Annotated in this window: 16 protein-coding genes; 6 read left to right on the top strand and 10 right to left on the bottom strand. The window is 49.3% G+C overall.

What is annotated here, in order from left to right; translation table 11 throughout:
• Window positions 1-3: 3 nt before the first annotated feature.
• The 6 genes from V8Z93_RS01600 to V8Z93_RS01575 form a co-directional block, all read right to left on the bottom strand.
• Window positions 4-996, bottom strand: a complete 993-nt coding sequence (locus V8Z93_RS01600; protein ID WP_439432194.1) for a hypothetical protein — start codon at window positions 994-996, stop codon at window positions 4-6.
• Between the two features lie 9 nt (window positions 997-1,005).
• Window positions 1,006-2,088 carry a hypothetical protein gene (locus V8Z93_RS01595; protein ID WP_439432193.1) on the bottom strand — a complete coding sequence of 361 codons (1,083 nt, stop codon included), beginning with the start codon at window positions 2,086-2,088 and terminating at the stop codon, window positions 1,006-1,008.
• Window positions 2,089-2,100: 12 nt separating this feature from the next.
• Window positions 2,101-2,997 (bottom strand): fimbrillin family protein, encoded by an 897-nt coding sequence (locus V8Z93_RS01590; RefSeq protein ID WP_439432192.1) that lies wholly within the window; start codon window positions 2,995-2,997, stop codon window positions 2,101-2,103.
• A gap of 50 nt (window positions 2,998-3,047) precedes the next feature.
• Window positions 3,048-6,521, bottom strand: coding sequence for a leucine-rich repeat protein (locus V8Z93_RS01585; protein WP_439432191.1), 3,474 nt, complete (start codon window positions 6,519-6,521; stop codon window positions 3,048-3,050).
• Window positions 6,522-6,548: 27 nt separating this feature from the next.
• Entirely contained in the window at window positions 6,549-7,460 is a 912-nt protein-coding gene (locus V8Z93_RS01580; protein ID WP_439432190.1) for a fimbrillin family protein, read from the bottom strand.
• 211 nt (window positions 7,461-7,671) lie between these two features.
• Window positions 7,672-8,541, bottom strand: coding sequence for a PfkB family carbohydrate kinase (locus V8Z93_RS01575; RefSeq protein WP_439432807.1), 870 nt, complete (start codon window positions 8,539-8,541; stop codon window positions 7,672-7,674).
• A 199-nt stretch (window positions 8,542-8,740) separates the two neighbouring features.
• On the opposite strand from V8Z93_RS01575, the gene V8Z93_RS01570 reads away from it, so the two are divergent.
• The gene (locus V8Z93_RS01570) at window positions 8,741-10,399 is read left to right on the top strand and encodes a putative transporter (RefSeq protein WP_218411986.1); all 1,659 of its coding nucleotides are present in this window, start codon (window positions 8,741-8,743) and stop codon (window positions 10,397-10,399) included.
• Between the two features lie 101 nt (window positions 10,400-10,500).
• On the opposite strand, the gene V8Z93_RS01565 is transcribed toward V8Z93_RS01570, so the two are convergent.
• The 4 genes from V8Z93_RS01565 to V8Z93_RS01550 all read right to left on the bottom strand — a co-directional run bounded on the left by V8Z93_RS01565 (window position 10,501) and on the right by V8Z93_RS01550 (window position 18,927).
• Window positions 10,501-12,267 carry a pseudouridine synthase gene (locus V8Z93_RS01565; protein WP_439432189.1) on the bottom strand — a complete coding sequence of 589 codons (1,767 nt, stop codon included), beginning with the start codon at window positions 12,265-12,267 and terminating at the stop codon, window positions 10,501-10,503.
• A gap of 132 nt (window positions 12,268-12,399) precedes the next feature.
• On the bottom strand, window positions 12,400-12,582 hold the full coding sequence (locus tag V8Z93_RS01560; protein WP_439432188.1) for a hypothetical protein: 183 nt from the start codon (window positions 12,580-12,582) through the stop codon (window positions 12,400-12,402).
• A 29-nt stretch (window positions 12,583-12,611) separates the two neighbouring features.
• A complete protein-coding gene (locus V8Z93_RS01555) occupies window positions 12,612-15,794 on the bottom strand; it encodes a pectinesterase family protein (protein WP_439432187.1) in 3,183 nt (1,060 codons plus the stop codon).
• Between the two features lie 73 nt (window positions 15,795-15,867).
• Entirely contained in the window at window positions 15,868-18,927 is a 3,060-nt protein-coding gene (locus tag V8Z93_RS01550; protein ID WP_439432186.1) for a glycoside hydrolase family 3 C-terminal domain-containing protein, read from the bottom strand.
• A 164-nt stretch (window positions 18,928-19,091) separates the two neighbouring features.
• Here V8Z93_RS01550 and V8Z93_RS01545 point away from each other — a divergent pair, with 164 nt between their 5' ends.
• From V8Z93_RS01545 to V8Z93_RS01525, 5 genes are read left to right on the top strand one after another with little or no spacing between them, the layout of a single operon-like run.
• Complete coding sequence (locus V8Z93_RS01545) at window positions 19,092-21,401, top strand: AraC family transcriptional regulator (protein ID WP_439432185.1); 2,310 nt, start codon at window positions 19,092-19,094, stop codon at window positions 21,399-21,401.
• Between the two features lie 8 nt (window positions 21,402-21,409).
• The gene (locus V8Z93_RS01540) at window positions 21,410-22,306 is read left to right on the top strand and encodes a DMT family transporter (protein ID WP_203051579.1); all 897 of its coding nucleotides are present in this window, start codon (window positions 21,410-21,412) and stop codon (window positions 22,304-22,306) included.
• A 36-nt stretch (window positions 22,307-22,342) separates the two neighbouring features.
• Window positions 22,343-24,418, top strand: coding sequence for a histidine kinase (locus V8Z93_RS01535; RefSeq protein ID WP_439432184.1), 2,076 nt, complete (start codon window positions 22,343-22,345; stop codon window positions 24,416-24,418).
• A 46-nt stretch (window positions 24,419-24,464) separates the two neighbouring features.
• Entirely contained in the window at window positions 24,465-24,623 is a 159-nt protein-coding gene (locus V8Z93_RS01530; RefSeq protein WP_439432183.1) for a hypothetical protein, read from the top strand.
• A 6-nt stretch (window positions 24,624-24,629) separates the two neighbouring features.
• Window positions 24,630-25,292, top strand: coding sequence for a LytR/AlgR family response regulator transcription factor (locus tag V8Z93_RS01525; protein WP_439432182.1), 663 nt, complete (start codon window positions 24,630-24,632; stop codon window positions 25,290-25,292).
• The last annotated feature ends 194 nt before the right edge of the window (window positions 25,293-25,486 follow it).

Below are 25,486 nucleotides of genomic sequence, written 5' to 3'. Positions count from 1 at the left end.
GGATTATTTTTCTCGGCTTGATTTCCCAGTTTTTGATTTTCCCAGTTTGATTCCTATTCCGATGCTGCCCTGCCATTGCTTTCCGGCGATGGTGATGGCTGTGGCTGAAATACTGAGTTTTCCGAAGGAAGCCAGGGCTCCCAGTTCTGCGGTTACTCCTTTATCAGAAAGTCCGTCGTTCATCAGATAACCTTTTCCTTCGCTCTCGCTCAGTTGCCAGGCTGTGGCAGATTTGCCGTATCCTACGCCTTCGAAAAGGCAGACGCCATGTGTGATGTGGTGGATGAGTCCTGCCGTCATGGTATAGTTGGTGTGGCGGGTTTCGCCCGAATAGTAGGGCTTGATGTTGCTTCCGCCGATGAAGCCATCCTTGTCGCAGTTGCCCTCCGTGCTTCCCAGGCTTTTCAGATTGCTGCTGGCATGGAGAAAGAAACCATGGCGGCGCATCAGGGCAAGGAAGATGCCGTAAGAGGGGCCGTCTTTGTGCAGGGCAAGGGTAGCCAGACTGTAGAAGGCGAGTGGCATTTTGGGGCGCACCTTTTCTATGGCGATGGTGTCGGTGATGGTCTTTATCTCTACTATTGTATCGTGGAGTTCCGTGATGGGAGGCTTGGGCAGGTTGAGCTTCATCTCGTAGGTCATTCGGCTCTCCAGCGGTTTGCCCAGCCGGTAATCGCGCAGCACGCCCCATTCGGGATGTTTCAGGGTGAGGGTCTTGGTGCCTTTCGGCAGATAGAGCCAGATTTCGCCCACTTCGTCCTTTCGCTTCACGATGCCGAGAGGGGAGGAGAAGGCAAAGTCGGATGGAGCCACTACCTTGATCAGGGCGCAGGCTTCATCGTTCAGGTCACGCACATTGTTGATAAAGGCGCTCACGTCGTTGGGCAGCTGGCGGAAACTAGCCACCGAAAACTCCTGTGCCCTAAGGGCAGAAGGAATGGCTAGCCAGAGAATCATGGCTAGTAGCAGGCATCGGGTTTTAACTTCTCCCATCATATTTTTCTTTTATTCTAAATTAAAGTCTTGAATATTAATCACATCATCGCCTGAGTGTACGGTTGCAGCTGGCTGCCAGGTGCGCACATGGATGAGCGGCATCGACTTATCTCTGAAATCCCAGAGCAGGAAGAGGTAGCCGTCATCACTATACCGGTCGCTCTTGTATTGCTGTCTGAGCGTTACACCGTAGATTCCGTCCATCGTAGGGTGGCGTAGGATGCGGAACCCCGAAAATCTGACGTCGATTTTCTGGTTGGCAGCAAACACCTTGGAAAGTCTTGCAAGATAATCGCGCTTGGAATGGATGGCGAAGGTAACCCGGCTTTCTGCCTGGCATTTATCGTCGTTGGCGATAGGTTTCACCACATTTCCCACGATGATGAGCGCCTTGTCGCTGAACACCTGTCGCAGAAAATCAATGTCCTTGGTGGTGTAGGCTGTGCGGAAATGCTCGCAGTAGTTCAGGATGGTGCGGCGGCGCCGGGCATCGGTTTCTGCCAGTTTGCCCTGCATGATTTTCGAGGCTTCCTTATAAAAGGGATTGCTCTGCGCCATCGTCTTGAGATTAACCTGCGAGAGGGCACTTGATTTTCTACCTGGTTGGGCGGATGCAGCAAATTCTGCGGTTCCTGTTGAGCCTGTGCCTCCAGTAGATTCTGTGCCTCCTGCGGATGGTCTATCTGCCAAGCCCTTCTTTTCCCCCGTCAGATTTGCGAAGTCTTTCCGGTCTTCTGCCGGTTTGTATTCTCCGGCATTTTCATTCAGGAAAATCCTGCCTTGACGGTCAATGTATCCTTCTCTTTTCGTGTTCTTCTCCCGGAATCGGAGCTGTCCGTTGCGATAGCGGGTGTCGAGCAGACAGCCACGTAAGGGGATGACAAACAGCTCTTTGCCGTCTTCATCTTCCACCTCGTATCGCTTGCCCTCTTGGGCGTTTTCCTGTTCTACCAGTTCCAATCCTTCGTTCACTCCGTATCGGGTTTCCTTGCTGCTCCCATTATAAGCATTGAAGGGCGACAGCCATAATGCTGCCGCCCAAACTCCAAGAAGGAGAACCAGAAGGGATAAAATACTTACCGTCTTCTTCATTATTTTTTATTCTTATTGCCAATCTGTTATTTCTCCACCGATGTCAATCTTCACCTGGTCCGGATTGTCGGAGATGATGAGGTTGACGAGATGTTCGGTTCCCGGCTTAAACTGGAACTTGCTCTCGAAGAGATAGCTCACGCCTTTCATCACCACCTCGATGAGCGGCATTCGGTTTTCGATGCGCTGAGGTACGATGATGGCGGAATAGCTGGTTGCATCGTCCTGATGGGCGATGATGCTCTTTCGGGTTCCCTTTACATAACGGGTTGCCACTCCTGCCTGCAGGTCGATGGTGGCAGTAGGCACCGTGTTGTGGATGGTTACCTGTGCCGTGGTAGGCATGTCGCCCTCGAAATCCTCTCCTTTTACCAGTCTTATCTTGAGCTTGCTCATGATGTGCTTGAAGTTGAGCGGGATGGGTGAGGCTGATGCCGAAATGTTCTTGCTGCTGGCAAAGAGCAGGTCGCTTGCCTCATAGCCGCCCAGGGCTTCTTTGCTCTTGGCGGTGCTTTGATCCAGGACTACGCTGAAGGGCTGGTCTGTAATGCTGCTTACATCTTCCATGTAGGGATAGTAAGCATAGGCAGTATAGGTGCCCTTGTCCCAGTAGAGGGTTCGGGCTGCCGCCCATTTGCTTCCGTCGTAGGTAAGCACCTCGTTGTTCACCAGGTTGCCTCCTATTTCCAGCTGCGCCTTTGCGTCTGCCACGTAGAGACCAATCCTGTCGTTTTGCTCAAAGCTGGTCTCTGTGGCACGGGTTGCTTGTCCCGGATGGTTTACCAGGAAAGTCATCGGTGTGGATTTCGCATCCTGCGGGCGAAGAGCCGTTTCCTGCTCTTCGCTGCAAGATACTATTCCTAATATAGCGAACGCAAAACTTGCGTATCTTATTATATGTTTCTTCATATTTTTCTATATTTTAATGGTCTATACTATGATGAACCTAGCACTCGCCATTAGCGGTGCCTTCTCACCTTTGCCATCTTCAGCGGACTGCCCTTGTGAATCATAGGAGCATGCTGATAGGTTCCTGCGGTGCGCTGGTCGCCATTGCCGCCGAAAACACGGCTCTCTACGATTCCTGCATCTCGCTTGTCGTTCTTCACGAAGTCTTCGAAACTGTAGGTTTCTCCTGCATACGCCTTGATGCGCTTCACGATACTCTCACGGCTGATGGTGCTGTAGTAAGGAATATTGTTGTTCATGCAGGAGTTTGGCTCCGAACGGAAGACGCCCCGACTGTGCATGTAGCCTCCCTCGTAAATATCCACGATGTCGCTGTAGCGGTCGTCGAAGATTAGATGGCTCCAGCCCACGTTGTGCATCTTGCCTGTAAGCTCCAGGTTGTCGTACCAGCCGTGCGATTTGGCTGAGATGATCGCATTTTCGTGTCCGCAGCAGCTACATTTGCAGGCATCGATGAAGGCGTTGTGATAAATGTACTCATCGCCCAACTTTCCGAATCCGTGTCCGCCTGCCTCATGCTGGATGACGCCACGGGTATCGAGCGGATAACCATAGGTGCTCTGAGGACAGAAGGCTATTGCCGATCCGTCTGGCCACATTTGGCAGATGCCACCATAATCGGTAGAATTAGGAACGATGATAATCAGCGTTTGGTTCAGATTGCCCTTGTTTACGGTTGGAGCACCCAGAGCATAACTGAATATTTCGTCGTAATCTGCCTTCAAGCCTACGCCACCGGTAAAGGTGGTGTTGAATCGGTTGTAGCAGATGGTATTCACGGTTCCCACGCCCGATTCCGCAGAAAGTGGAATGGCGGTATAGACGTTGAAGTAATCACGGTAAGTCTTGTAAGGCTCAATACCGAAGAAATACTCCACTTCCTGCTTGATATCCTTCAGATAGTCTCCGCTGGCAATATCCTTTGCATTAAAGCCGTCGCCGAGCAGAACGATGTTGATTCCTCCCTTGTTGCCCTTGGTTGCCTTCTGCAGGGTAATCCATTCGTCCTCACCGTATTCATAGCCATACTGAGAAACGTTGCACTCGTGGGTGTAGTCTTTGTCCTTCAGTCGGAATACCACCTTTCCATCACGGCTATCAGCATTCTTGGCCATTCCCTTGATGGTCAGGGTAACTTCTGTTTTCTTGTTGCCGCTGGCAGGAGAAACCTCGCACCAGTCTGGCTTGCTGGCTACTTCCCATTCGCCTTCGGCGTTAATCACCAGTTTCTGCTTGTGCTCCGTGCTCAGGGCGGAGGCCACAGATGGACGGCAAACGAGCTCGTGGTGGGCTGCGATGCGCTTGAATTCGCGCCAGCCTGGTGCTGATTGATACTGGGAAACGGCAGATTCTGGAACTTCTACTGTGAAGTTGTCCTTGGCTACACCGTTGAAAGCACCGCTTTGTATGTCAGGAGGCATCGTGCCCTTGCATACAATGCTGTTAATGCCAAAACAGCCTTCGAAAGCATCATTACCAATGGACTCTAGACTGCTTGAGAGAATAATTTTCTCTAAATTACGACAACTTTCGAACGCGCCAGCTCCAATATTGGCAACATCTTCCGGAATCTCTAGGGTTCCCGTTAAACGCCAGTTACCAGCGAAAGCGCTTTCACCGATATTAACCAAGTTCTTCGGTAATATCAGTTCACCCGAGAATTCGTTATTGTCGAAACATTCTGGTGAAAGAGTTTGCAAATCTTTTGGTAAGATAAGTTCTCCCTTGAAATTACAGCCGGAAAAAGCCCCCTTGCCAATAGTAATAATACCATTATGAAGTTGAAGATTGCCATCAAAACCACAGTGCCAGAAAGCATCATCAGGAATTGAAGTTAAAGTTTGAGGTATAATGAGATTTCCTGTAAGATTTCTACAGGCGCGAAATGCTTGCTCACCCAGTTTCTTGAGATGACTTGGTAGCTTTAATTCGCCATAAAAACCACGAGTTACACCGAAGCAAAGTCTACCTATTTCCTCAAGTCCTTCAGGTAATTTTAATTCGCCTGTAAAATTATCGCTACAGAATACTTCTTCATCTAATTCTTTGAGAGTCGATGGTAGTGTTAAAGTACCATTGAGATTTGTGCAGCTGCTAAAAGCACATCTTTCGATTCCTTCTACACCTTCTGGGATTTGTAACGAACCGCTCAGTCCTGAAGAATTTAGTGCAAAAGTTTTTATTCTTTTAAGAGTGTCTGGAAAAACAATACGGGTTAAAATACTTTTTTTGTAAAAACAATAAGCAGGCAATTCGTCATCTCCTCCATAAATGCCCCCATTTCCCTCTGTTGAGGAATCTTCTTTGATTCTTACTTCTTTCAAGTTGACCGCTGAAAGAGAAGGCATGTAATCTCGCATGAGATAGAAATCCTGCGCATCTATCTCACCCGTAATCTTCAGATTCTTAATCTTGGTATAGTCCTTGTTTGCCGCAGCAATCGCCTCTTTCAGGTGACCTGCTGTAGAGTTGATGACAATATACTCCTTCGCCGTAGCATCATGACTAACCAAATCATTTTCCCAAGGGGTGATGCTTTCGCTTACCAAAGTAAGTTTATAAGTGCCGCTCCCTGCCTGCTTATCTACCTTGATACCGAAGTTCATCATCTTGCCTGCCACGTAGGTAAGTGCCTCGTTCTTAGTGAACTTATAAGGCACACCACCGATGGTGATGCTGAAGAGGGTAGTGCCGGCTGCCACGGTTTGAGGAACCACGATGGTGCGCCACTCGTCGTTGACACGAGATGGGATGGTCATGGTGCTCTCTGCACTTCCGGCTGTCTTGATTTCGCCGGTAGAAAGGTTGATGCTTGCCTTGCGAGCCACATTGGCTGTCAAGACTATCTTCTTGGTATTCGCCCATTCGCCCTCGGCAAAACCGGAACCCTGAATCAGGGTAACACGGGCATTAGACATGCGATGAGCCAGAGGCAAACGGATAACGCTGGTGGTAGGAGCCACATCGGATACCTTTCCCCAGAGAAAATCGCTCGCTTCGTAACCTCCCATCTCACCCTCTGACGTTGTGGTGCTCTGGTCCTTCTGCACTTCAAACTGATAGTCCTCGATGCTCTCAGGGTTGGCAAAAGGATAGTAGCCATACACATCAATATGAGTATGCTTGTCTTTCCAAAAAAGATCGTAGGCAGAACTCCATTTATAGTTAGGCTCATCAAAGGTGTGGCGCACATTATCGCCACGGTTGCCGCTAACCTTCAGGGTTCCAGGAGTATTTCCATCGTAATCTACGATGTAAACACCCATCACGTCGCCATTGCAGAAACCATTGTCGTTGACGCGGGTCACGGCAACCTGCTCGATGTCGCCCGATAGTTGGATGCGGTTGCTGTCATGCTGTTCGCTGCTGCCGAAGAAATCATCGCTACAGCCTGTGAAGAGCATGGCTGCCAAAGCCACCATATAATATAATAAGGTATGCTTGGAAATATGAATTGTTCTCATATCGTCTTTGTTTAAGAGTGAATCTTTCTATTCTGCTGTGCCTCCGTAGTCGATTCCGTCGTCTTCCCACTTGGTGATGTTCACATTCACACCATTGCTGGTCTTGCTCAGGGTTACGGTAAACTGATGCTTCTTTCCTGCTTCGAAGGCGGTGAAATTGTCTGCCTTCTTCAGCTGGTAGTCTCTGCCATCCACGTTCACGGTGATGAGCACGCCCTCGCCTGCAGCTTGCGGAATGATGAGTGCCTTATAGTTGTTGCCTTCTTCCTTCAGCGGAGTGAGGTCGACAGCATCGCCCTTGGCAGTCAATTCGCCAGTTACGAGATTGGCGGTAGCCTGGGTCTTCAGCTGGTTAATCTTTACGCTGATTTTTGCCTTGCCCAGCGATTCCTCGGTAAAGCCATTGCCTGGCTTCAGGGAAATGGTCATCTGGCTCATCACGTGCTTCGCATCAATCTTCACGGCATTCTCGGTAGGAGCCACATGGGTGGTCTTGCCTATCAGCAGATCGCCTGCCTTGTATTTCTCGCTTGTGCTCTGGTCAGCATTCACGCTCCATGCCAGGGCAGTTACATCGCCGATAGTGGTGGTGTATGGATAATACAGATAGAAGTCGGCAGGGGTGGTGTCGTCTTTCCAGTAGATAGGAGAGGCTGGAGTCCATGTGCCGTTATAGGTAAACTTCATGTTGTCCACATGATTGCCTGTTGCCTTGAGGGTGGCTGCAGAACCGTCTGCATTGTAGTTGACTACAAACAAACCGATGTTGTCTCCTTCCTCGAAGGAGTTGTTGATGACTCGTGTATCAATAGAGGTATTGATATGGATTGGCAACTTCTTGCTCTCTTGTCCTGTTGATGAAGGAGGGTCGCTGCTGCTTCCCGATGAGCATGCTGCTAGAGCGAGTAGGCTGCATGCTAGGATTCCGAATTGCTTCATTGCTTTCATTTGTTCGTAGTTTAAAATTATTAGTTTATGATTTTTGCTTGCAAAGATAATGAAAAATGGGAAACTATACAAGTTCATAATGGTTCATTTCTGATTTTTCTTTCATGATGAACCGATATTTGATACAAATAAGCGGAAAATATAACAAAACAGAACCCCAAACAGGCTTTATATTCCTATTTGGGGTTCTGAAATAACATGTTTATTTGATAATCTGCTCTACATCCTCGATGCTGCGGTTGAACGGACCGTTGTGCTCCAGCTTGATGGTGCACATGGCTGCAGCAAACTTGCCTGCTTCGGTAGGGGTGGCACCCTGCAGTCGTTTGTAGAGATAACCAGCTGAATACGTGTCGCCGCATCCTGTGGCATCCACCACCTCGTGAGGAGGATAGGCGGGAATCTCGTAGAAGGTGTCATCTACATAAATCAGAGAACCCTCGCTGCCCAGGGTGACGATTACCTCGGTAACACCCCACGAATGGATGAGCTTGGCTGCCTCCCGGGGGTCCTTCAGTCCCGTGATGGTCTCCATCTCCGTCTCGTTCACCTTTAAATAATAGGTGTGCTTTAGCACCTCCAGCTTCTCTTTCCAGTCGATGGGATAAACCTTTTCGTCTCTCACCTCGCGCAGATAACCCTGCACGTCGATGGAAACCCTGCCGCTGCGGGAGAGGAACTCCACTACCTCTGGCGAGAAATCATCGCTCAGCAAACTGCCCAGGTGGTAAACCTTCGCCTCCACCTTCTCCAGCTGCCGGATGGTAAAAGGGTCTGCCTTGGCAAGCACGCGCTGCTTGCGCTTGTTCTGGTCTTCCTCGTAGATGTTCTCGAAGAACACCGTGTTGCGGGATGGGTTCAGGGTGACGTCGATGCCAGCCTGGCGCATCTTCTCTATCGGTTCAGTTTCTGTAGGATCCATTGCCGTAACCAGCGAGAAACTTACGTCCTTGGGCAACTGGTTGATGGCGTAGGCAAAATAAAAAGAAGTGCCGCCTGCCATGTAAACTGTGCGGTGGGGAGTAACAATCTTATCCTTCGTTACGTGTCCAATACAACAAATATCTTTCATCATTTTTATTTTAAAACGCCTGCAAAGTTACAAAAAATCTTCGATTCAGGGCAACGTCTCTTCTTTTATTTCTACTTTTGTTGGAATTATTGGGAAGAAAAGAACATTTTTCTTTTGTGGAATACTTATTTTAATGTACCTTTGCAGCCGAAATAGAATAAACGAACATTATCTCGGGAATTGAAATTTAAACAACACTATGTGGTTTGATAATTTAATCAACGTGCATTCGGCGGTGCAAGGCATCGTCATTCTTTCATTGATCTGTACTTTGGGACTTGCCCTCGGCAAGCTCCATGTAAAAGGTATCTCCCTGGGCATCGCCTTCGTCTTCTTCGTGGGAATCGTGGCGGGCCATCTCGGACTCTCCATCGACCCTGACATGCTGGAGTTTGCCGAGAGCTTCGGACTTACCATGTTTGTATACGTGCTGGGACTCTATGTGGGTCCTAACTTCTTCGGCTCCATGCGCCACGAAGGCATCGCGCTCAATCTCTGGAGCCTGGCAGTCATCGTGGTGGGAACTCTGTTTTCCCTCCTCCTCTGCCTGGTGCTGCCCGTAAGTCTGCCCGATATGGTGGGCATCCTCTGCGGTGCCACCACCAATACGCCTGCCCTGGGTGCTGCCCAGCAGGCATTGCAGCAGTTGGGCTTGCCTAGCGGCGGGGCTGCCTTGGGCTGTGCCGTCACCTATCCGCTGGGTGTGGTGGGCGTCATCCTGGCGATGATGTTCCTGCGCAAACTCTTCGTCAAGCCGGCTGACCTGGAAATCCGACGTGCCGATGAAGACGACCATACTGCCATCGGACAGTACGTCATCGTGAACCCGGCACTCAATGGCAATACCATCGCCGAAATCTCGATGATGACCCATCGCAAGTTCATCATCTCAAGAGTATGGAGGGGCGAACAGGTCATCGTGCCGGAAGCTGATACCGTGCTCCATACCAACGACAATGTGCTCGTGGTTACCAACAAGGATGAGGCAGCTGCCATGCAGATTCTCTTCGGAAAAAAGGTGGATAAGGAGTGGAATAATGATAAGGTAGACTGGAATGCCATCGATGCCAAACTGGAAAGCCGAATCATCGTGATGACCCGTCCGGGACTCAACGGAAAGCGACTGGGAAGCCTCCAGATGCGCAACACCTACGGTGTGAACGTGAGCCGAGTGCTGCGTGGTGATATCCGACTGCTTGCCACCGACGACCTCCGTCTGCAATACGGCGACCGCCTTACCGTGGTGGGCGACCCAACGAGCATCGACCACGTGGAGCAGTTTCTGGGTAATGCCGTGAAGACGCTCAACGAGCCTAATCTGGGTGCCATCTTCCTGGGAATCATCCTCGGTCTTGCCGTGGGAACCATTCCGCTTCATATTCCGGGCATGACGGCGCCTGTGCGTCTGGGCATTGCCGGCGGTCCTATCGTGATGGGTATTCTCATTGGTGCCCTCGGTCCTCGTGTGCAGTTCATCTCTTATATGACGCGAAGTGCGGGTTTGATGCTGCGCGAACTGGGTCTTGCTCTCTATCTGGGCTGCTTGGGCTTGTCGGCTGGTGGACAGTTTTTCGAGACGGTGATTCGTCCCGAGGGTTTGATGTGGGTAGGCATCGGTTTCCTCATCACGGTGGTTCCTGTGGTCATCGTGGGCTTCATCATCCTGAAGACCAAGAAGTATGATTTCGGAAGCATCTGTGGAATCCTCTGTGGAAGCATGGCGAATCCGATGGCACTCACCTATGCCAACGAGACGCTGGATGGCGACACCCCTAGCATCAGCTACGCCACGGTGTATCCGCTGGGAATGTTTATCCGAGTCATCATCGCCCAGGTTATTATCATGTTCTTTGTATAATAGACTTTGTATAGTAGACTTTATATAATAGACTTTTTTATAGCACAAAATTTACCCTTAAGGCTAAATATTATTACCCTTAAGGGAAAATATTTTTTGCCTTAAGGGTAAATAAAATCAGCCTCTCGCTTGATGTTGATTTCCTTCCCCGTAAGAGGATGCTCGAAGGTAATCTCCTCGGCATGGAGATGAAGGCGGCTTGCCTTCTCGTTGCCATAGAGCGGGTCGCCAAGGATGGGAGCATTCAAGCCTTCGTGGTGGGCACAATGCACACGGAGCTGATGGGTCCTGCCCGTCTTGGGATAGAGCGCCAGACGGAGATGGGTGGCATCGATGCGATCCAGAACCTCATACTCCGTAATCGCCTCCTTGCCCTGTTCATGATTCACAATCTGTCGGGGACGATCCAAATAATCGGGCATCAACGGAAGGGAAATCTTCTGCTTTTCTGCGGAAATAGAAGATTTTCCTTCTTCCTTCAACTCTTCTTTCTTTGCTTTTTCCCAGATTTTATCGCAGGCTTCCTGGTCCTTACATCCAATGATGGCGATGTATTTCTTCTGAACCCGATGGTGAAGAAACTCCTTCTGCAGACGATGGTAGGCGAAATCCGTCTTGGCAATAATCATCAGACCGCTCGTCGCCATGTCGAGACGATGAACAATCAGCGGACTGCTTGCTGCTGGATATTTCTTCCGCATGATGGAATAGACGGATGGCTGGGATGAATCCTTGCCTGGCACAGACAGCAATCCCGAAGGCTTGTAGATGACAGCCAGCTGGTCGTCTTCGTATAAGGTTTCCAAAGCCTGCTTTTCGGCAATTTTAGAATCAAATACCCTATCCGGCAGCATCCAATGCAATATCGGCTTGCATTTGCCATTGCAGGCAGGATAGAACTGCAGATGATGGCGAATCTCCTCCTTCGGACTTTCGCCCCACCAGAACATCGCCATCTGCAAAGGCCTGTAACCATGCAGGTAAGCATATTGCAGCAGTTTCGGTTCGCAGCACTCGCCACTTCCGGCTGGCGGCACCATCTTCAGGGCAGCTATTCTGCTCGTTGCAAGGGTGGCTTGCGGATAATCCCTGAGGGCTGCATCCCTGAAAATCTCCAGCAGGTCCTTCATCTTGCCTTCATGATTCTGCATGCGGAACTGCGAGAACAGCCATTGCTGCAAGGCATCAGATAATGTCTTGCGCAGTTGCTTCAGGCGAAGAATATCCGCTTGAAAGACTTCATATTCCGTTTCCAGGGTGGTCTTTTCTGAAAGCGATTTCTTGAGTCGGCGCAGTTCAGCCTTCATAAACTGGCTTTCCTTCACCATCTCAGCCTCTTCCTCCGGGGTAAGATTTCCTGTCTTTCTCCGGGCATCACGCTTTGCCTTCGCCTCCTTCATCTTTTCCTGATAGGCAGCGATGGTCTGCTTCCGCTCTTCCTGCAGTTGCAGGATGAGGCTCTTGGCTTCCTTTATATGCTCATTGCCCTCCAATTGCTTGATTCTCTGGTTGATATCGGATATTTCAGCCTCATGGGTCTTGAAATATCCGTCGGGCTGCAGATAGTCGAATACGGCTGGCACAAAGTCATCCCAGTCGCTTCTTCCGCCTATCTGTCCGCTATAGGCTGCAAGATAGCCTATTTCTGAGGCACCAGGTTCCGGTTGGGCATTCTCAACGATGAGTACGCCAAACATTTTTCCTTTATCTATCTCCTCTCGCCAGTCTTTACGCTCAGATAGATAGGTTTGCAGCTCCTTGCATACGGCGATGCAAAGAGGATGAGGCTGATAATCGAGCGGATTGTTCATGCGCTCGGGAATGTCGATGCCTGATAACAGGACTTGGTCTATGGAATGCAAAATCATACTGCAAAGTTACGATGTTTTTTCCAATTCCCCAACTTTTTAAACAAGAAAATCCCACAAGCCTCTTCTGAGGAACTTGTGGGATGTTAACTTAGATACTAAAAATTATTGATGTTTATGCAATTATTCTGTTTAATCATCGCAGTCGTCATCGAAGATATTGAAGTGCTTTTTAGACGAAACCGTGATGTTGTCTTCTGCACTCGTCTCTCCGAAGTCGCCGAAATCCTGGGCTGTATCGAATTGTGAGCCCGCCAGAATGCTTGGGCTCTCTATTTCCATTACTTGAATGGAAGGTTTCTGATATTTTTTCATGTTGCTTGATCTTTATTTAATCTTGATCTTTATTTAATGATGTATTTCTTGCCATCCATGATGATGATGCCTTGCTTGCTCTCTGTTCTCTGACCAGCCAGATTGTATTTCTTTTTGGCAGAAGAAATCTTGCCGTCGGCTTCAATTCCCTCGATGGCTGTTGTGGAACCAGGGAAGGCGATGCTCAGGAACTTGGCAAGTCCGGTAGTGGCTGGCTGCAGATAAGCCTTGCCGGCAGGAACCGTAATGCTGGATGTTACCTGATAGATGCCTGCCTTGCCGTTCTTCACGCCGAGAATATAGGCTCCTTCGGTGCCAGCGAGGGTAGTGGCTGTAAGGCAACCCTTGATCAGGTTGATGCTTACGGCATCGCCTGTTTTTGCTGGGGCAATCTGATAGGTGGCATTTGGCTCACCCTTGATGAATACGCCTTCGTTGGCTGGAATGTGAGTCACAGGTTCCAGGGTAACGATGTCGTTGTCTACAGCTGTGCAGACATAAGTCTTGGCTTCGCCAGAAAGAGTGGTGTTTTCTGCTGCGCAGAATGAAGCCCAACCGGCTGCGTTGGTTGTTACGAGGTAAGCATTTGCCTTGATGCCCAAACCGCCATTCTTGTTGGCTGCGCAAACGGCATAATTGCCGGCACCATCGATGGTGAAGGAAGTTGAGGTGGTGTTGCCCAGGTACTCGCCATTCTTGAAGATGACGTAGCTACGGGCATCTGCTACTGCCTGCCATGAGAGGGTGTTCTCCTGGATGGTTACCTGCTCAGGAGCAGCACACAACTTGGTTTCAGAAATGGCGTCCCATGAATCGCTGCCGCCCAATACGTTGCGCAAGGTGAATTGTGCTGCCTCCTCGTCGGTAAGGATAGGAGAGTACTGGTTGAGTGAAGTAGGAGAGTTTTTGCGGGTGCTCAAATCAATGAGTTTGCCATCCTTGTCGTATGACTGATACTCATAGAAATGAGTAGTGAGTTTGCCCATGTTGGTCCATCCTGCATCGCTGCAGAGTACTTCCATCTTGGTGTTCAGATAGTAGGTGCGAGGCTCGTTCTGCCATGGTCTGCCGAGGTTCCAGTTGCCATCAGCTACCAGCGAAGCTCCCTCGTCTGCCTTTACCGTACAGTTCTGGAATACGTATCCCCACTTGGTTGCTGCGTCTGTGTTTGGAGCAGAGATGACATTGCCGGTCTTGTTGCCGAGTATCAGGTTGCAGCGTTCAAAATAAATGTTGCCACCGCCACAGATGAAGTCTGTAGTACCATAGATGTCGCAATCCTCCAGATAAGTACGCTTTCCTGTAACGTAGGTGTCCTGACTAGCCTGCAAGGCTACGTTCTTCAATACGGTCTTGTTACCGCCATTCATTGCAACGCTCACACCCTTGAGGGTAGAACGGAAATCATAGTTGTTGCGGATGGTGATGTCCTGCAGATAGTTGCCTGTTCCATCGCCAAGGTCGAGGGTGGATGAGGTGATGCCATCTGTGGTTCCCTCGATGAGTACGCCTTCCTTGCTTTCACCAATCAACGATACATTATAGATGTTGTTCTTGTTTTCCTTCAAGGATACGTTGTGCTGGTAAGAACCGGTAAGGGTTCCGTAGGTGTATTTGCCGTTCTTCAGGAATACCACCTTGCGGGCTGCATCGGCAGTCTTGTTGCTTTCTCTCAGGGCTGCGATGGCTGCGTCAAGTTCTGCAGCATTGCTAACCACGTAGTCGTAAGCGGCTTGCTCTACCACTGGTGCGGCTGCGGTTGAGAAGTTAACAACGATGTCTTCCTTGGCATGGTTGCCATAGTTGTCTGAAACATTCATTGCCGCAAGCTGGAGGGTATAATTGCTGTTGTACTTCAAATCCCAAACGGCAAACTGAAGAGAGGTGCTGCCACCATCTGCTGCCAAAGTCTGGTTGTTGCAGGTTGCTGTGGCTGCCTTCACCTCACGGTCGAAGTTGACGGTGATGACGGCGTGGTTATCCACAACGGTAGAGTTGGTAGAAACTACTGATGGGTTTCCTTCCGTGGTTTCCTCTACAGTGAGTTCAATCCAGGTAGTAGGCTGACCGGCCTTAACGAGGTTGAAGACAAGAGCCTTGCCAGTCTGATGACCTTCGATATTTACACAAAGATCGTATTTCTGGCCTTTCGTTGCATCTCGTCGGGTTGGCAGATAGGCTGTAGCCCCTTCTGAAGTTACATCAGAGATGGATGCATTGCCATCATCGTAGTTGTTGCTCAAATCCTTGAAGATGATTTGCTTTACCTTGATGTTTGATGGAATCTGGAGGGTGTATTTTGTGTCGTTCAGTTTGAACGAACTGTTGTTCCATCCGTCAAGGCTTGATGAAAGGAGAGAGTATAAGCCATTGCTCCAGTTTCCCTTTCCATCAGCTCCCTCGTTGGTGTATTTCAGCTGTACGGTCTTGTCTTTTTCTCCTGGGGTATAGATGTTCAAACCCTCAACGGTAAGATTTGCCTCGTAGTTCAGAGCCTTGATGGTGTAGATAACGCTAGTTCCTTCAATGGCAGATGTAACATTGGCTTGGGTATTGTCGCTCATCCACGCAATGAGTTCCGGCACCTTGGTGTAAATGTTTCCTGTAAGAGTATAAGAACTCTTGTTGTCTTTGAGTGCCTGGAGTGCCTCGGCAGGAAGAGAGATACCGTCCACCTTTGCGCTTATCAAGGTAGTGGTTGCATCAGGGGTATAATCTGCACGTTTGCATACTCGCAGGTTTTCGAAGTCCATGACGTAACCGCCAGAATTGGTAAAGGAGAGTTTCATGGTCTTTACGCCCTTGCTCAGCGGATAACTGATAGCCATCGCCACCTCATTTCCATAATCTTTTGCCAGGTCTTTGGTGATGGTGATGTTCTGGTTTACTTCTTCTGCACCTGTCGTAGCATCGGTGATGGTGACGTTCATGACTCCTCCTGAGTTGTAGTGAATCGCCATACAGAGGCTGTAGTAGGCTTGCTCTGTAACGTTGATGTCATAGCTGCACCAGCAGCCGTTCTTGATGTAACCCACTTTGTAACCACCTTTGGAGGTTGCATTTGCAATGGGCTTGGCTCCACTATAGGAACCATCCTTCAGGTTGATGTAGTTGCCTACATCTGTGGGAGTACTGCTATTTGCACCCCACATGCTCACTTGTCCGATGATTGCCAGAATCAGGACAAGCAGAAATCTCATTGATTTGTTCATTTTGTTAAGTTATTAAATGTTTTGAAAGGAAGGAGTTAAGGCAGAAAACCTTAACTCCTCTGTATTCTTAAAACTACTTTTTAATATATTTTACGCCATTCAGCACGTAGATGCCACTAGGTAGCTTGTCGTAATCATTCGCTTTGCAGACATAGGAGCCCATGACAGAATAGATGTGATCTGTCTTCTGTAAGGAACGAGAGTTCTCTACGGTTACAATCTCCGTTGTTGGCGAGGAAATATAGGTTTCCTTAGATACACCGCCTTGGGTATGGATGTTTGCCGTCTGGCGAACATCGGCAGAAGAAGCTGCAAGCTCCAATGTAACCTGGGCATCCTCAACCTTGAATTGATGGCTGTCGGTGTTGAAGTAAGAGAATTGATCGTACTTCACAGGGAAGGTGACCTGTGCCGATTCGCCAGCCTTCAATTCTATACGCTCAAAACCGATGAGCTTCTTGTTCTTCTTGCCGTTTTCTCCAATGCCATTCCAGTTGGCGTACAGCTGAACAACTTCAGCTCCATCGCGACTGCCGGTATTCTTGATAGTAGCAGTTACATTGATGATATCATCTTTGCCGATGGTTTTCGGTGCCGCAAGATTGCTATATTCGAATGTTGTATAAGAGAGTCCGTATCCAAATGGGAACTGTGGTGTGGTGGCTTGGCGTCCATGCTTGGCCTTACCATAATACATATAGGTGTAGCCCCATTTGTCAATATCATAGAACAGCATGCCGTGCTGGTCGCGTTTGAACACTTGCGCCTCTGCCGTTTCATCGCTACGCTGTGGAAGCTCCTCTAGATTATTGTACCAGGTAGAGGTCAACTTGCCCGATGGATTGATATTTCCATAGATGGCATCGCAGATGGCCTGACCTTGTGCTTGTCCTCCGTACCAGGCTTCCATGATGGCTGGTACATTTTCTTTTGCCCACTTGATGTCCATTGAAGAACCGGTTTCCAATACCAGTATGGTATTTTTGTTGGCTTCATAGAGAGCCTTGAGCATTGCTTCCTGGTTGCCTGGCATTCCCAATATCCATCTGTCATGTCCCTCTGTACCTGTATGATGGTCGTCTGGTTTCTCGTAGTTGGTACCTGTGAGGAACAGAACCACATCGGCACGTTTGGCTACATCTACAGCACGTTTGATCTGGTCGTTGGTGAAGCGGTCGTTTACGCTCGAAGTAGGACTGTATAGATAGAGTGGTCCTGCTGTTTCCAATGCAGGGATAGGCTCTTCCACAGGATTGGTAGGATTCGAGAATTTAAACGACTTGTAGTTGCCGCAATAGCTGTTGCTGCCCGAGAACTTGATGTAGAGATGATGAGTTCCCTTGACGATGCTAGGATCAACGGTAGCAGTTACCGTTTGCCATTTGCTCCAACTGCCAGTATTCAGATTGTCTACGGTCAAGAAAGGTGTTCCGTCTTCTGAATCAAGGATGAAACTTATCTGTCCTACACCATTGCTCTTGGCACCGCATTGCATCTCGAAGTTGGTACATCCATTTTCTCCAAAATAAACATTCTCGTAGAGGAAAACATCGCCAGGAGCCGTATTCTCCAGATTTCCAGCTCCCTTGTCGTTACTTGATTCTCCACGCTTGCTGACTACGGCTTGGTCGAAAGGAACGGCAGCCACATCGCAGGAACGGATGTCGTTCTTAGGTGTAACGAAGTTCAGCTCCTTAGAGAAAGCCTCGAATGGAGTTGTGGTATAGGTAGGAGTTCCCGAGTAATCGCCCAGCATAATGGCATTGGCGTATGGACCGATGAGCGCCACCTTCTTGTCTTTACCGATAGGAAGGAGGTTGTCTTCGTTCTTCATCAGCACAATGGCTTCTTGAGCAGCCTTCAAAGCCATAGCCTGGTGCTCTTCTGTTTCAAGGGCTGGTACGTTGTTGTTCCAAGGACAATCGTCTTTTTCAAACTCGCCGAGGGCAAAACGCGTCTCAAGCATAGGGATGAGAGCTGCATCGATATCAGCTTCAGTCAGGTTGTCGTAACCTTGGAGATCTAATGATGTAGCGTTGACGCCTGCACGTTGATAAACGGACGAACGGCTCTTGAATTCGCAGTTGGTGTTGCAGCCTGCCTTGATGGCAAGTGCCGTGGAACGGGCTTCCATGCGAATTTCATCTTCGGTGCTGGAACCATAAGGTGCGTGGATGGATGTGAAATCTGTTCCGTCTGCAATGGTTCCTGCAGTGTAGTTGCCGAAATAAAGATGCTTGGTGGCACGATGGATGCAAGCGATAGCTGCACAGTCGGATGTTACATATCCGTCGAATCCCCATTCTTTGCGCAATATGTCGGTAAGCAACATCTTGTTGGCAGACATCGGGAGTCCGCCCTTTCCATCTGCATATCCGGCACCTGCAGGATTTTTCTCTGTAGGGTCGATGGAGAGAGCATTGTATGCAGACATGAGTGATTTGACGTGGGCTCCCTTGACGCAAGCTTCAAAAGCTGGCAGGTAATACTCGCGCATGTTCTTCTCGTTGACAAAGGATGTGGTGGATTGGCGACCTTGTTCATAGTTGTTGGCAGCAAAGTGTTTGGCACATGCCACCAGCTTGAGGTAAGGCGTATTGCGTGTTCCGTCGAAATTGTCGCCCTGAAATCCTCGGATGAATGGCACGGCAAGTTCGCCGGTAAGAAATGGATCTTCTCCATAGTTTTCTTCCTCACGTCCCCAGCGAGGGTCGCGTGCCATATTGATGGTTGGCGACCAATAGTTTAATCCCTTGCCCTTGTCTAAATAGTAACGGCGTGCTTCATCGGATGTAACGGAAGCACAATCATAGATGAGTTGGCGATCCCATGTAGATGACATGGCTTTCGACTCAGGGAAGCTGGTTGCGGCTCCTGAGCGGGCTACGCCATGGATAGCTTCGTTCCAATACTGATAGGATGGAAGAATGACTATGCCATGGCGCTTGATAGGTTCTGATATAATGTTTCCTAATTGATCAATCTTTTCACGCAATGTTAGCTCCTTGCAGAGTAATTCTGCCCGCTCGTGAAAAGACTTTGATGTGTCTAGCCATGGATATTTGGCTAGATCTTGTGCCATTAAGTTCATGCTCGTGAGCATGACTAGCGTAGATATAAATACTTTCTTCATAATGATATTTGTTGTTCTTTTGGTTTAAGACTTTTTTGAATTGTGATGCAAAAGTATCATTGTTTTTGTTGGTATAGGTGGTAAAATTATAAAAAAAGAGGGATAATTTTGTTATTTTATACGTTTTTTACTACCTTTGCAGACAAAAATACTAGCTTATGAGAATGAGTAGATACATACTTATCATATTGTTTACCCTGTTGCCTGCCATAGATATGGCAGGCAAGGGGGTGATGCGCTATCGCCGTTACACCACGGCGGATGGATTGTTGCAGAATTATGCCACCACTTTTGCTCAGGATAAGGATGGATACATCTGGATTGGTTCCCGTTCGGGTCTCTGCCGTTTCGACGGAAACCGGTTTGTTCCCTTCAATCTTACTGCCGACGGCAAGAAGATTGGATGGGTGCGACGGATACGTGTGGATAAGGACGGACATGCCTTGCTGATGAAAATCAACAATGATAAGTTTGTCTCCTATAATCCGGCTACCCGTAAGCTTACTCCTTTATCCGAAAAGATAGAGCTGGGTGACCAGAAATTGCCTACCGATGTATTTCGCTATGGCGACAAGGGGGTGATTCTTCACCATCATGGCGAGGAACACATGATTGCCTATATGGGTGCAACCCCATCGGAAATTATGCATTGCGAGAATTTCATCGACAGGCAGGGAAACATCTGGGCCAGCTTTGACAATGCCGTCTATCAGATTACCTTCTCGAAGGCCGACTATCATATATATAAAAAGGTGGGAGATGCTGCTGGTACCGATTTTACGGGGGATGTGAGATGCATCACCCGCCTGAAGGATGGCACCTTCCTGGTGGGAACGAAAGCCCGGCAGTTGATCCGCTATTCGAAAGAGTGTTCTTTCATGGGCTTTATCAATCAGCAGGGAAAAATGCAACTGCAGGCTGCGGAGTTCCTGGGCTCTGCCTATAATGTGCAGCAGGATTGTTATGGCAGATTGTGGATAGGATTGCGTACCAAAGGACTGGTCTGTATCGACAAGCCCTTTACCAGTCAGCAGAAACTGTATCATTATCAGAATCAAGACACACCGCGCCTTCCGAAGAATCAGGTCTTTGACCTCCATCTCTCTGCCAAGACGGGGTGGCTCTGGATTGCCACCTGGGGAGAAGGCGTTGTCTTCATCGATACCCGATCGCCAAAGCTCAACCTGAATTCCCTTTCCGCATCCATCCAGAATGTGGATAGCCCGGAACTGGTAAAGGTGCGCCGTATCCAGGAACTGGGTGATACCGTGGCGGTGAGCACTACCACGGGCATTTTCTTGTATACCCAAAAGGGTAAGCTGATTTCTCGTATCGGCGACATTGATGTGTCGGGCATCGTGCGGGTGGACAAGCAACTCTATGTGGGTGCCTACAGTCAGGGTGCTTTCCTGGTAGATAAGAACAATCAGCTGCAGCAGATAGATATTCCGGGTTTGGGAGATTGCATTCATTCCATCCAAGGCTGTCTGGGCAATCAGGTATTGTTCACGAATCCCGATGGACTAATCTTGTATGATACACAGCGGGGAAGCGTCAGATATTTCGATCATAGTTATTTTGGCGAGGATGTGGCTTTTAGCGAGATTCAGCCTCGTCTGGAAAAAAATATGCTGATAACGGGTCTGAAGAATGGAATCCTGCAGTTGCAGCTGGGCTATCATCCTTCTCATTCTTCTTTCCGTCCCACTCTTCTGATTCCTAATGCCGGAGCTTCGGTGAGCATGGGTGGCGAACTGATAGTTAATCCTACGGTTATCGACTATCGTGTTCCACGCACGGTGAGCTATGCCTGGCGCAACAAGGGAGATAGCACCTGGCATTATCTGACGGGCGGAAAGAATGAAATTGCCCTTTCGTGGATTCTGCCGGGAAAGCACGTCGTGGAGTTCAGAAGCACGGATGCCTTAGGGTTCTGGGTGAATCAGATAGTCGAAGCCGAGTTCTACGTTGTTCCATCCTGGTGGCAATGTTGCATTCTGGTGCTGTTGGTAGTGGCTCTCGTGGTGATAGCCTGCCTGGTATGGAAGATGCAGCATCCTAAGCTGATTACCACTTCTGATACCACCGTGGATACGGCGCAGGATATCTTTCCGTCTACCCCTGATGTTACTCCTTACGACCGTCAGTTGGCAAAACGCCTGGTGGATTGCATTGAACAGCATATCGACAATCCGGATTATGATGTGGAAAAACTGGGTAATGACATGGGTATGAGCCGTTCGCAGCTGTATTCACAATGCAAGGATACCCTGGATAAGACACCTGCCGCTTTCATTCTGGAGATACGCATGAAGCGTGCCATGCAACTGATGGAAACGCATGATCTGCGTGTCAACGAGATTGCTTATCGGGTGGGATTCACAGACCCGAAATACTTTGCCAAGGTGTTTAAGAAACGAGTTGGTGTATCGCCTACGCAATATTCCCAGCAATTTAAGTCTTCAAAACAGTAAATAAGATAATGACAAGAAATAGCAATATTTTCTATCACCTCGTCGCCTTCCTCACGGTAGCGATATGGGGTACCACCTTTGTAGCTACCAAGGTGTTGATGCTCAATGGGCTTTCGCCAGCCCAGATCTTCACCTTGCGCTTTTCCATCGCCTACGTGCTGATGCTCTGCTTCAACCACCGCCGCTTCCTTGCCGATTCATGGAAGGATGAGGCTAAGATGGCGCTGCTGGGCATTACGGGTGGCTCGCTCTATTTCTACAGCGAGAACGAGGCGATGAACTTCACCACCACCACGAATACTTCGCTCATTGTGTGTTCCTGTCCGCTCTTCGCCACCCTGCTGGTGCGTATGGTCTATAAGGATTCCTCCCGCATCCACATCGTGCAGCTGCTCGGTTCGCTGCTGGCTTTTGTGGGAATGATCATCGTGGTGCTGAACGGCAGATTCGTGCTCCATCTCTCTCCGGTGGGCGATGCCCTGGCGTTTACGGCTTGCATGTGCTGGGCGATTTATTCGCTGCTGATGAAGTCGGTGAGCAATCATTATGGGGCGGCATTCATCACCCGGAAGGTGTTCTTCTATGGTGTGCTGACCATCCTGCCGTATTATCTCTTCATTCCGGGATTCCCGCCGATAGAGGTCTTCAGCCGTCCGCAGGTCTTCGGCAACCTGCTCTTTCTGGGCTGTCTCGCCTCCATGATCTGCTTCCTCACCTGGAACTGGTGCATCTCGAAACTGGGAACGGTGAAGGCTACCAACTGGGTTTACTTCAACCCCATCACCACCATGATATTTGCTTCGTGGGTGCTCAACGAGAAAATCACCCCCTATTTCCTGGTGGGCGCCACCTGCATCCTGCTGGGCATGTATGTGACAGACAAGAAAACCAGGGGAGAATCATAATCTTCCCGAAAAACCAACCTAAAAGCAAACAGACTTATGACACAACTGAAAAAATATACCTGGCTATGGCTGATGGAATGCATGATGCTGCTGGCAGCGTGCTCCTCAGAGAAAAAGGAGGATGACTCCTGGTACAAACCCATCGATGAGTTTGTAACCCAGCATCAGCAGATGATGCAAAGCCAGCCCGACTCGATGATTCAGCAAATCAGAAATCTGAAATGCGGAGGCAAGCCGGAACTGGTAGAGCAATGGAAAAGACTGATTGTGGCGAAATGCTGCTATCTGAAAGGCGCCGATCCGGAATGCCAGGCACTTATCGACTCGGTAAACGGCTTTTGCCGCCAGCATCCCGACCAGGAAACCACCTTCAAGATACAGTCGTATGCCGACAACCTGCAGGGTGTATTGCTGCAGGCTGTGGGTAAGCGGGAACCTGCCCGCACTTATTACATCAAGGCTTACCGGGAATTGATGAAACTGGATCATCACAATGATGCCATCGACATCTGCATCAATATAGCCGATGCTTCCAGACAGTTGGGTAAGCTGGCGGATGCATCCTCGTGGTATCGCCGTGCCAATTTCCTGGCAGATTCCCTGAATCTGCATGAGGCTCAGAACAGTATTCTGGCAGGATTGGGACAGGTGTATAACGACCTGCGCAACTATCAGTTGGCGCATTTCTATTTCCGCAAGGCAGAACGCCAGTATCCGCCCCGGAATCCGAAGGACGCCCATTTCTTCTACAACAGTTGGGGAAATGTGTATAGCAGTCAGGAAAAGCCGGCTGAGGCTCTGAAGTGCTTCCTGAAGGCACAGAAGGCAACCCTGCAGATGGGACAGCCTTTCATGACGGCTGTGGTGGATGCCAACCTGGGACAGACCTATCTGGAACTCAACCGTCTGGATTCTGCCCAGAAATATCTGGCTAATACCACGAAGTTCTTCTTCGTGCAACCCAACATGCAGAACGACCTGCAATTCTATATTGATGGCTTGAATGCCGCCCTGGCACTGAAGCAGAACCGTCTGGACAAGGCTTCGGCGATATTGAGCAAGCCATACGACCTCTCGAAGATGTCGCCCAACTACCTTTATCTCTACCACAAAGGATGGGCTGATCTTTATGAGCGAAAGGGACAGTTTGCCAAGGCTTTGCAATATCAGAAACTGATGAAGCAATACGATGACTCGCTGCGCAATGCCACGATGGTATCGAATGTGCAGGAGAACGAGCTGCGATTCAAGCAGGATACAGCCATCGTGCGCCGCGACCTGATTCTTCAAAGTACGCAGGCAGAGGCAAAGTCTTCCCGGTTAATCCTGCTCCTGGTCATCGGTTTGCTGGTGGTGGGCGTGTTGGCACTGGTGGTGTTCTATCGCTATAAGTCGTTGCGCCACAAGCATCAGCATCGGGAGGAAATGAACCGCATGATGGCACTGAAGATGGAGAACGTACGCAATCGCTTCTCGCCCCATTTCGTGTTCAACGTGCTCAACATCTTTATCTCTAATCTGCCAAAGGGTGTCAACGTGAAGCCGCTGCGCCTCCTGATACAGGTGCTCCGAGCCAATCTGCTTACCTGCGATCAGGTGGCTGTGAGTCTGGAGGATGAGTTGCAGATGGTGATGAGTTATTCGTCTCTTCGTCACGAAACCAATCCGTTGCTTCCGATGCCCCGTTTTGACATAGCCAAGGAGGTTAACATGTCGCTGATGCTGCCTTCTATGATTCTCCAGATTCCTGTGGAGAATGCCCTGAAGCATGCTTTTGTGGGGATGGAAGAATCGGGAGAGAAGCCGCTGCTCGATGTGAAAATCTGGATAGAAGATGGCATACTCCGCATCGATGTCATCGACAATGGCTGTGGCGGCGTGGGTGCCGTGGCTGGCATGGGCACAAGGAAGGCTAATGCTGCGGCAAGCACGGGCACGGGATTGAGAATCCTGAACAGTACCATCGAGATGCTCAATGCCGGAAATGCACGCAAAATGTATTTCAAGATACAGAGTCGTGCGGGTACTGCTGATGGCGGAAGTGATCGGCAGAAAGGAACGTGTGTAAGTATCGGAGTACCATGCGAATACGATTATAGCGTATGCCAGTAGGGTGGGGAGACTCCTTTCGTAAATATGCAAAAAAAAAAAGAATGTTATGCAAACGGATCAAGATAAAATCAAGGTAGTAATAGTGGATGATGAGCCACAGAGCATCCTGAGGTTGGAGAACGATCTGGCTGCCCTGGAAGATTTCGAGGTGATAGCCACTTCCTCTTCGGCGATGTCGGCAAAGACCTTGGTGATGAGCATGTAGCCCGATGTGCTGTTTATCGATGTAGAGATGCCTGGACAGACGGGTTTCGAGGTGTTGCAATCTCTGAGAGATGAGATGCCGATGGACCTCATCGTGGTGTTCTATAGTGCCTTCAACAAGTATATGATTGATGCGCTGCGTGCTTCCGCCTTCGATTTCCTGCTGAAACCTTATCAGCAGGAGGAGCTGGAACTGGTGGTGGGACGCATCCGCCAGAAAATGGAAGGGGGAGATGGTTCGTCATCCTCTTCATTCTCTTCATCCTCCTCTTCAGAATCCCATCAGGATCCTCAGAATTTATTGGGGGTGAATGGCTTGTTGGGAACATCGGGCAAGCGCCTTGCCATTCAGACCATTTCGGGCTTGCTGATGGTGAAGCCCGACGAGGTGTTCTGCTGTACATTTGATGAGGATACCCGTCTATGGCATCTGAGGTTGGCTAACGGTCAGATTCATAAGTTGAAGAAGCAGACCACGGCGAAGGCAGTTCTCTCCCTGTCTCCATCGCTGGCTCAGGTCCGTCAGGATTGCATCATCAATCTCGACTACCTCATCAGCATCGAGAATTACACCCTTCGCTGCATCTTCTCTCCTCCCTTCGACCAGGAGAACATCACCGTTTCCCGCCGCTGCTACAAGGCGGTGAAGGAGAAGCTGGAGATATTGTAGGGATATAGAATATAATAGAAAGTAATCTGGGCTATTGGCAAGGCTACGGCTCCAGCTTTTATGAAGTGAGGATTATGGTGGGGGAATGAAGGGGAAAAGGACCTGGTGATTTTTAATGTTTTAGATTCTTCAGGAATCTGATAGACTTATAAAAAGGAAGCGACGAAATGCAGATAATGCGTTTCGTCGTTTTC

Source organism: Segatella copri, from assembly GCF_051861805.1.
In the GTDB taxonomy this organism is placed as follows: domain Bacteria; phylum Bacteroidota; class Bacteroidia; order Bacteroidales; family Bacteroidaceae; genus Prevotella; species Prevotella copri_M.
Note: the sequence above shows the minus strand (reverse complement) of the source record. Positions and strands in the feature narration are given on the sequence as shown.

Excerpts from the sequence above, each read along its gene's own strand:
- V8Z93_RS01600 (WP_439432194.1), bottom strand. The coding sequence starts at position 996 with ATGATGGGAGAAGTTAAAACCCGATGCCTGCTACTAGCCATGATTCTC.
- V8Z93_RS01595 (WP_439432193.1), bottom strand. The coding sequence starts at position 2,088 with ATGAAGAAGACGGTAAGTATTTTATCCCTTCTGGTTCTCCTTCTTGGA.
- V8Z93_RS01590 (WP_439432192.1), bottom strand. The coding sequence starts at position 2,997 with ATGAAGAAACATATAATAAGATACGCAAGTTTTGCGTTCGCTATATTA.
- V8Z93_RS01585 (WP_439432191.1), bottom strand. The coding sequence starts at position 6,521 with ATGAGAACAATTCATATTTCCAAGCATACCTTATTATATTATATGGTG.
- V8Z93_RS01580 (WP_439432190.1), bottom strand. The coding sequence starts at position 7,460 with ATGAAGCAATTCGGAATCCTAGCATGCAGCCTACTCGCTCTAGCAGCA.
- V8Z93_RS01575 (WP_439432807.1), bottom strand. The coding sequence starts at position 8,541 with ATGAAAGATATTTGTTGTATTGGACACGTAACGAAGGATAAGATTGTT.
- V8Z93_RS01570 (WP_218411986.1), top strand. The coding sequence starts at position 8,741 with ATGTGGTTTGATAATTTAATCAACGTGCATTCGGCGGTGCAAGGCATC.
- V8Z93_RS01565 (WP_439432189.1), bottom strand. The coding sequence starts at position 12,267 with ATGATTTTGCATTCCATAGACCAAGTCCTGTTATCAGGCATCGACATT.
- V8Z93_RS01560 (WP_439432188.1), bottom strand. The coding sequence starts at position 12,582 with ATGAAAAAATATCAGAAACCTTCCATTCAAGTAATGGAAATAGAGAGC.
- V8Z93_RS01555 (WP_439432187.1), bottom strand. The coding sequence starts at position 15,794 with ATGAACAAATCAATGAGATTTCTGCTTGTCCTGATTCTGGCAATCATC.
- V8Z93_RS01550 (WP_439432186.1), bottom strand. The coding sequence starts at position 18,927 with ATGAAGAAAGTATTTATATCTACGCTAGTCATGCTCACGAGCATGAAC.
- V8Z93_RS01545 (WP_439432185.1), top strand. The coding sequence starts at position 19,092 with ATGAGTAGATACATACTTATCATATTGTTTACCCTGTTGCCTGCCATA.
- V8Z93_RS01540 (WP_203051579.1), top strand. The coding sequence starts at position 21,410 with ATGACAAGAAATAGCAATATTTTCTATCACCTCGTCGCCTTCCTCACG.
- V8Z93_RS01535 (WP_439432184.1), top strand. The coding sequence starts at position 22,343 with ATGACACAACTGAAAAAATATACCTGGCTATGGCTGATGGAATGCATG.
- V8Z93_RS01530 (WP_439432183.1), top strand. The coding sequence starts at position 24,465 with ATGCAAACGGATCAAGATAAAATCAAGGTAGTAATAGTGGATGATGAG.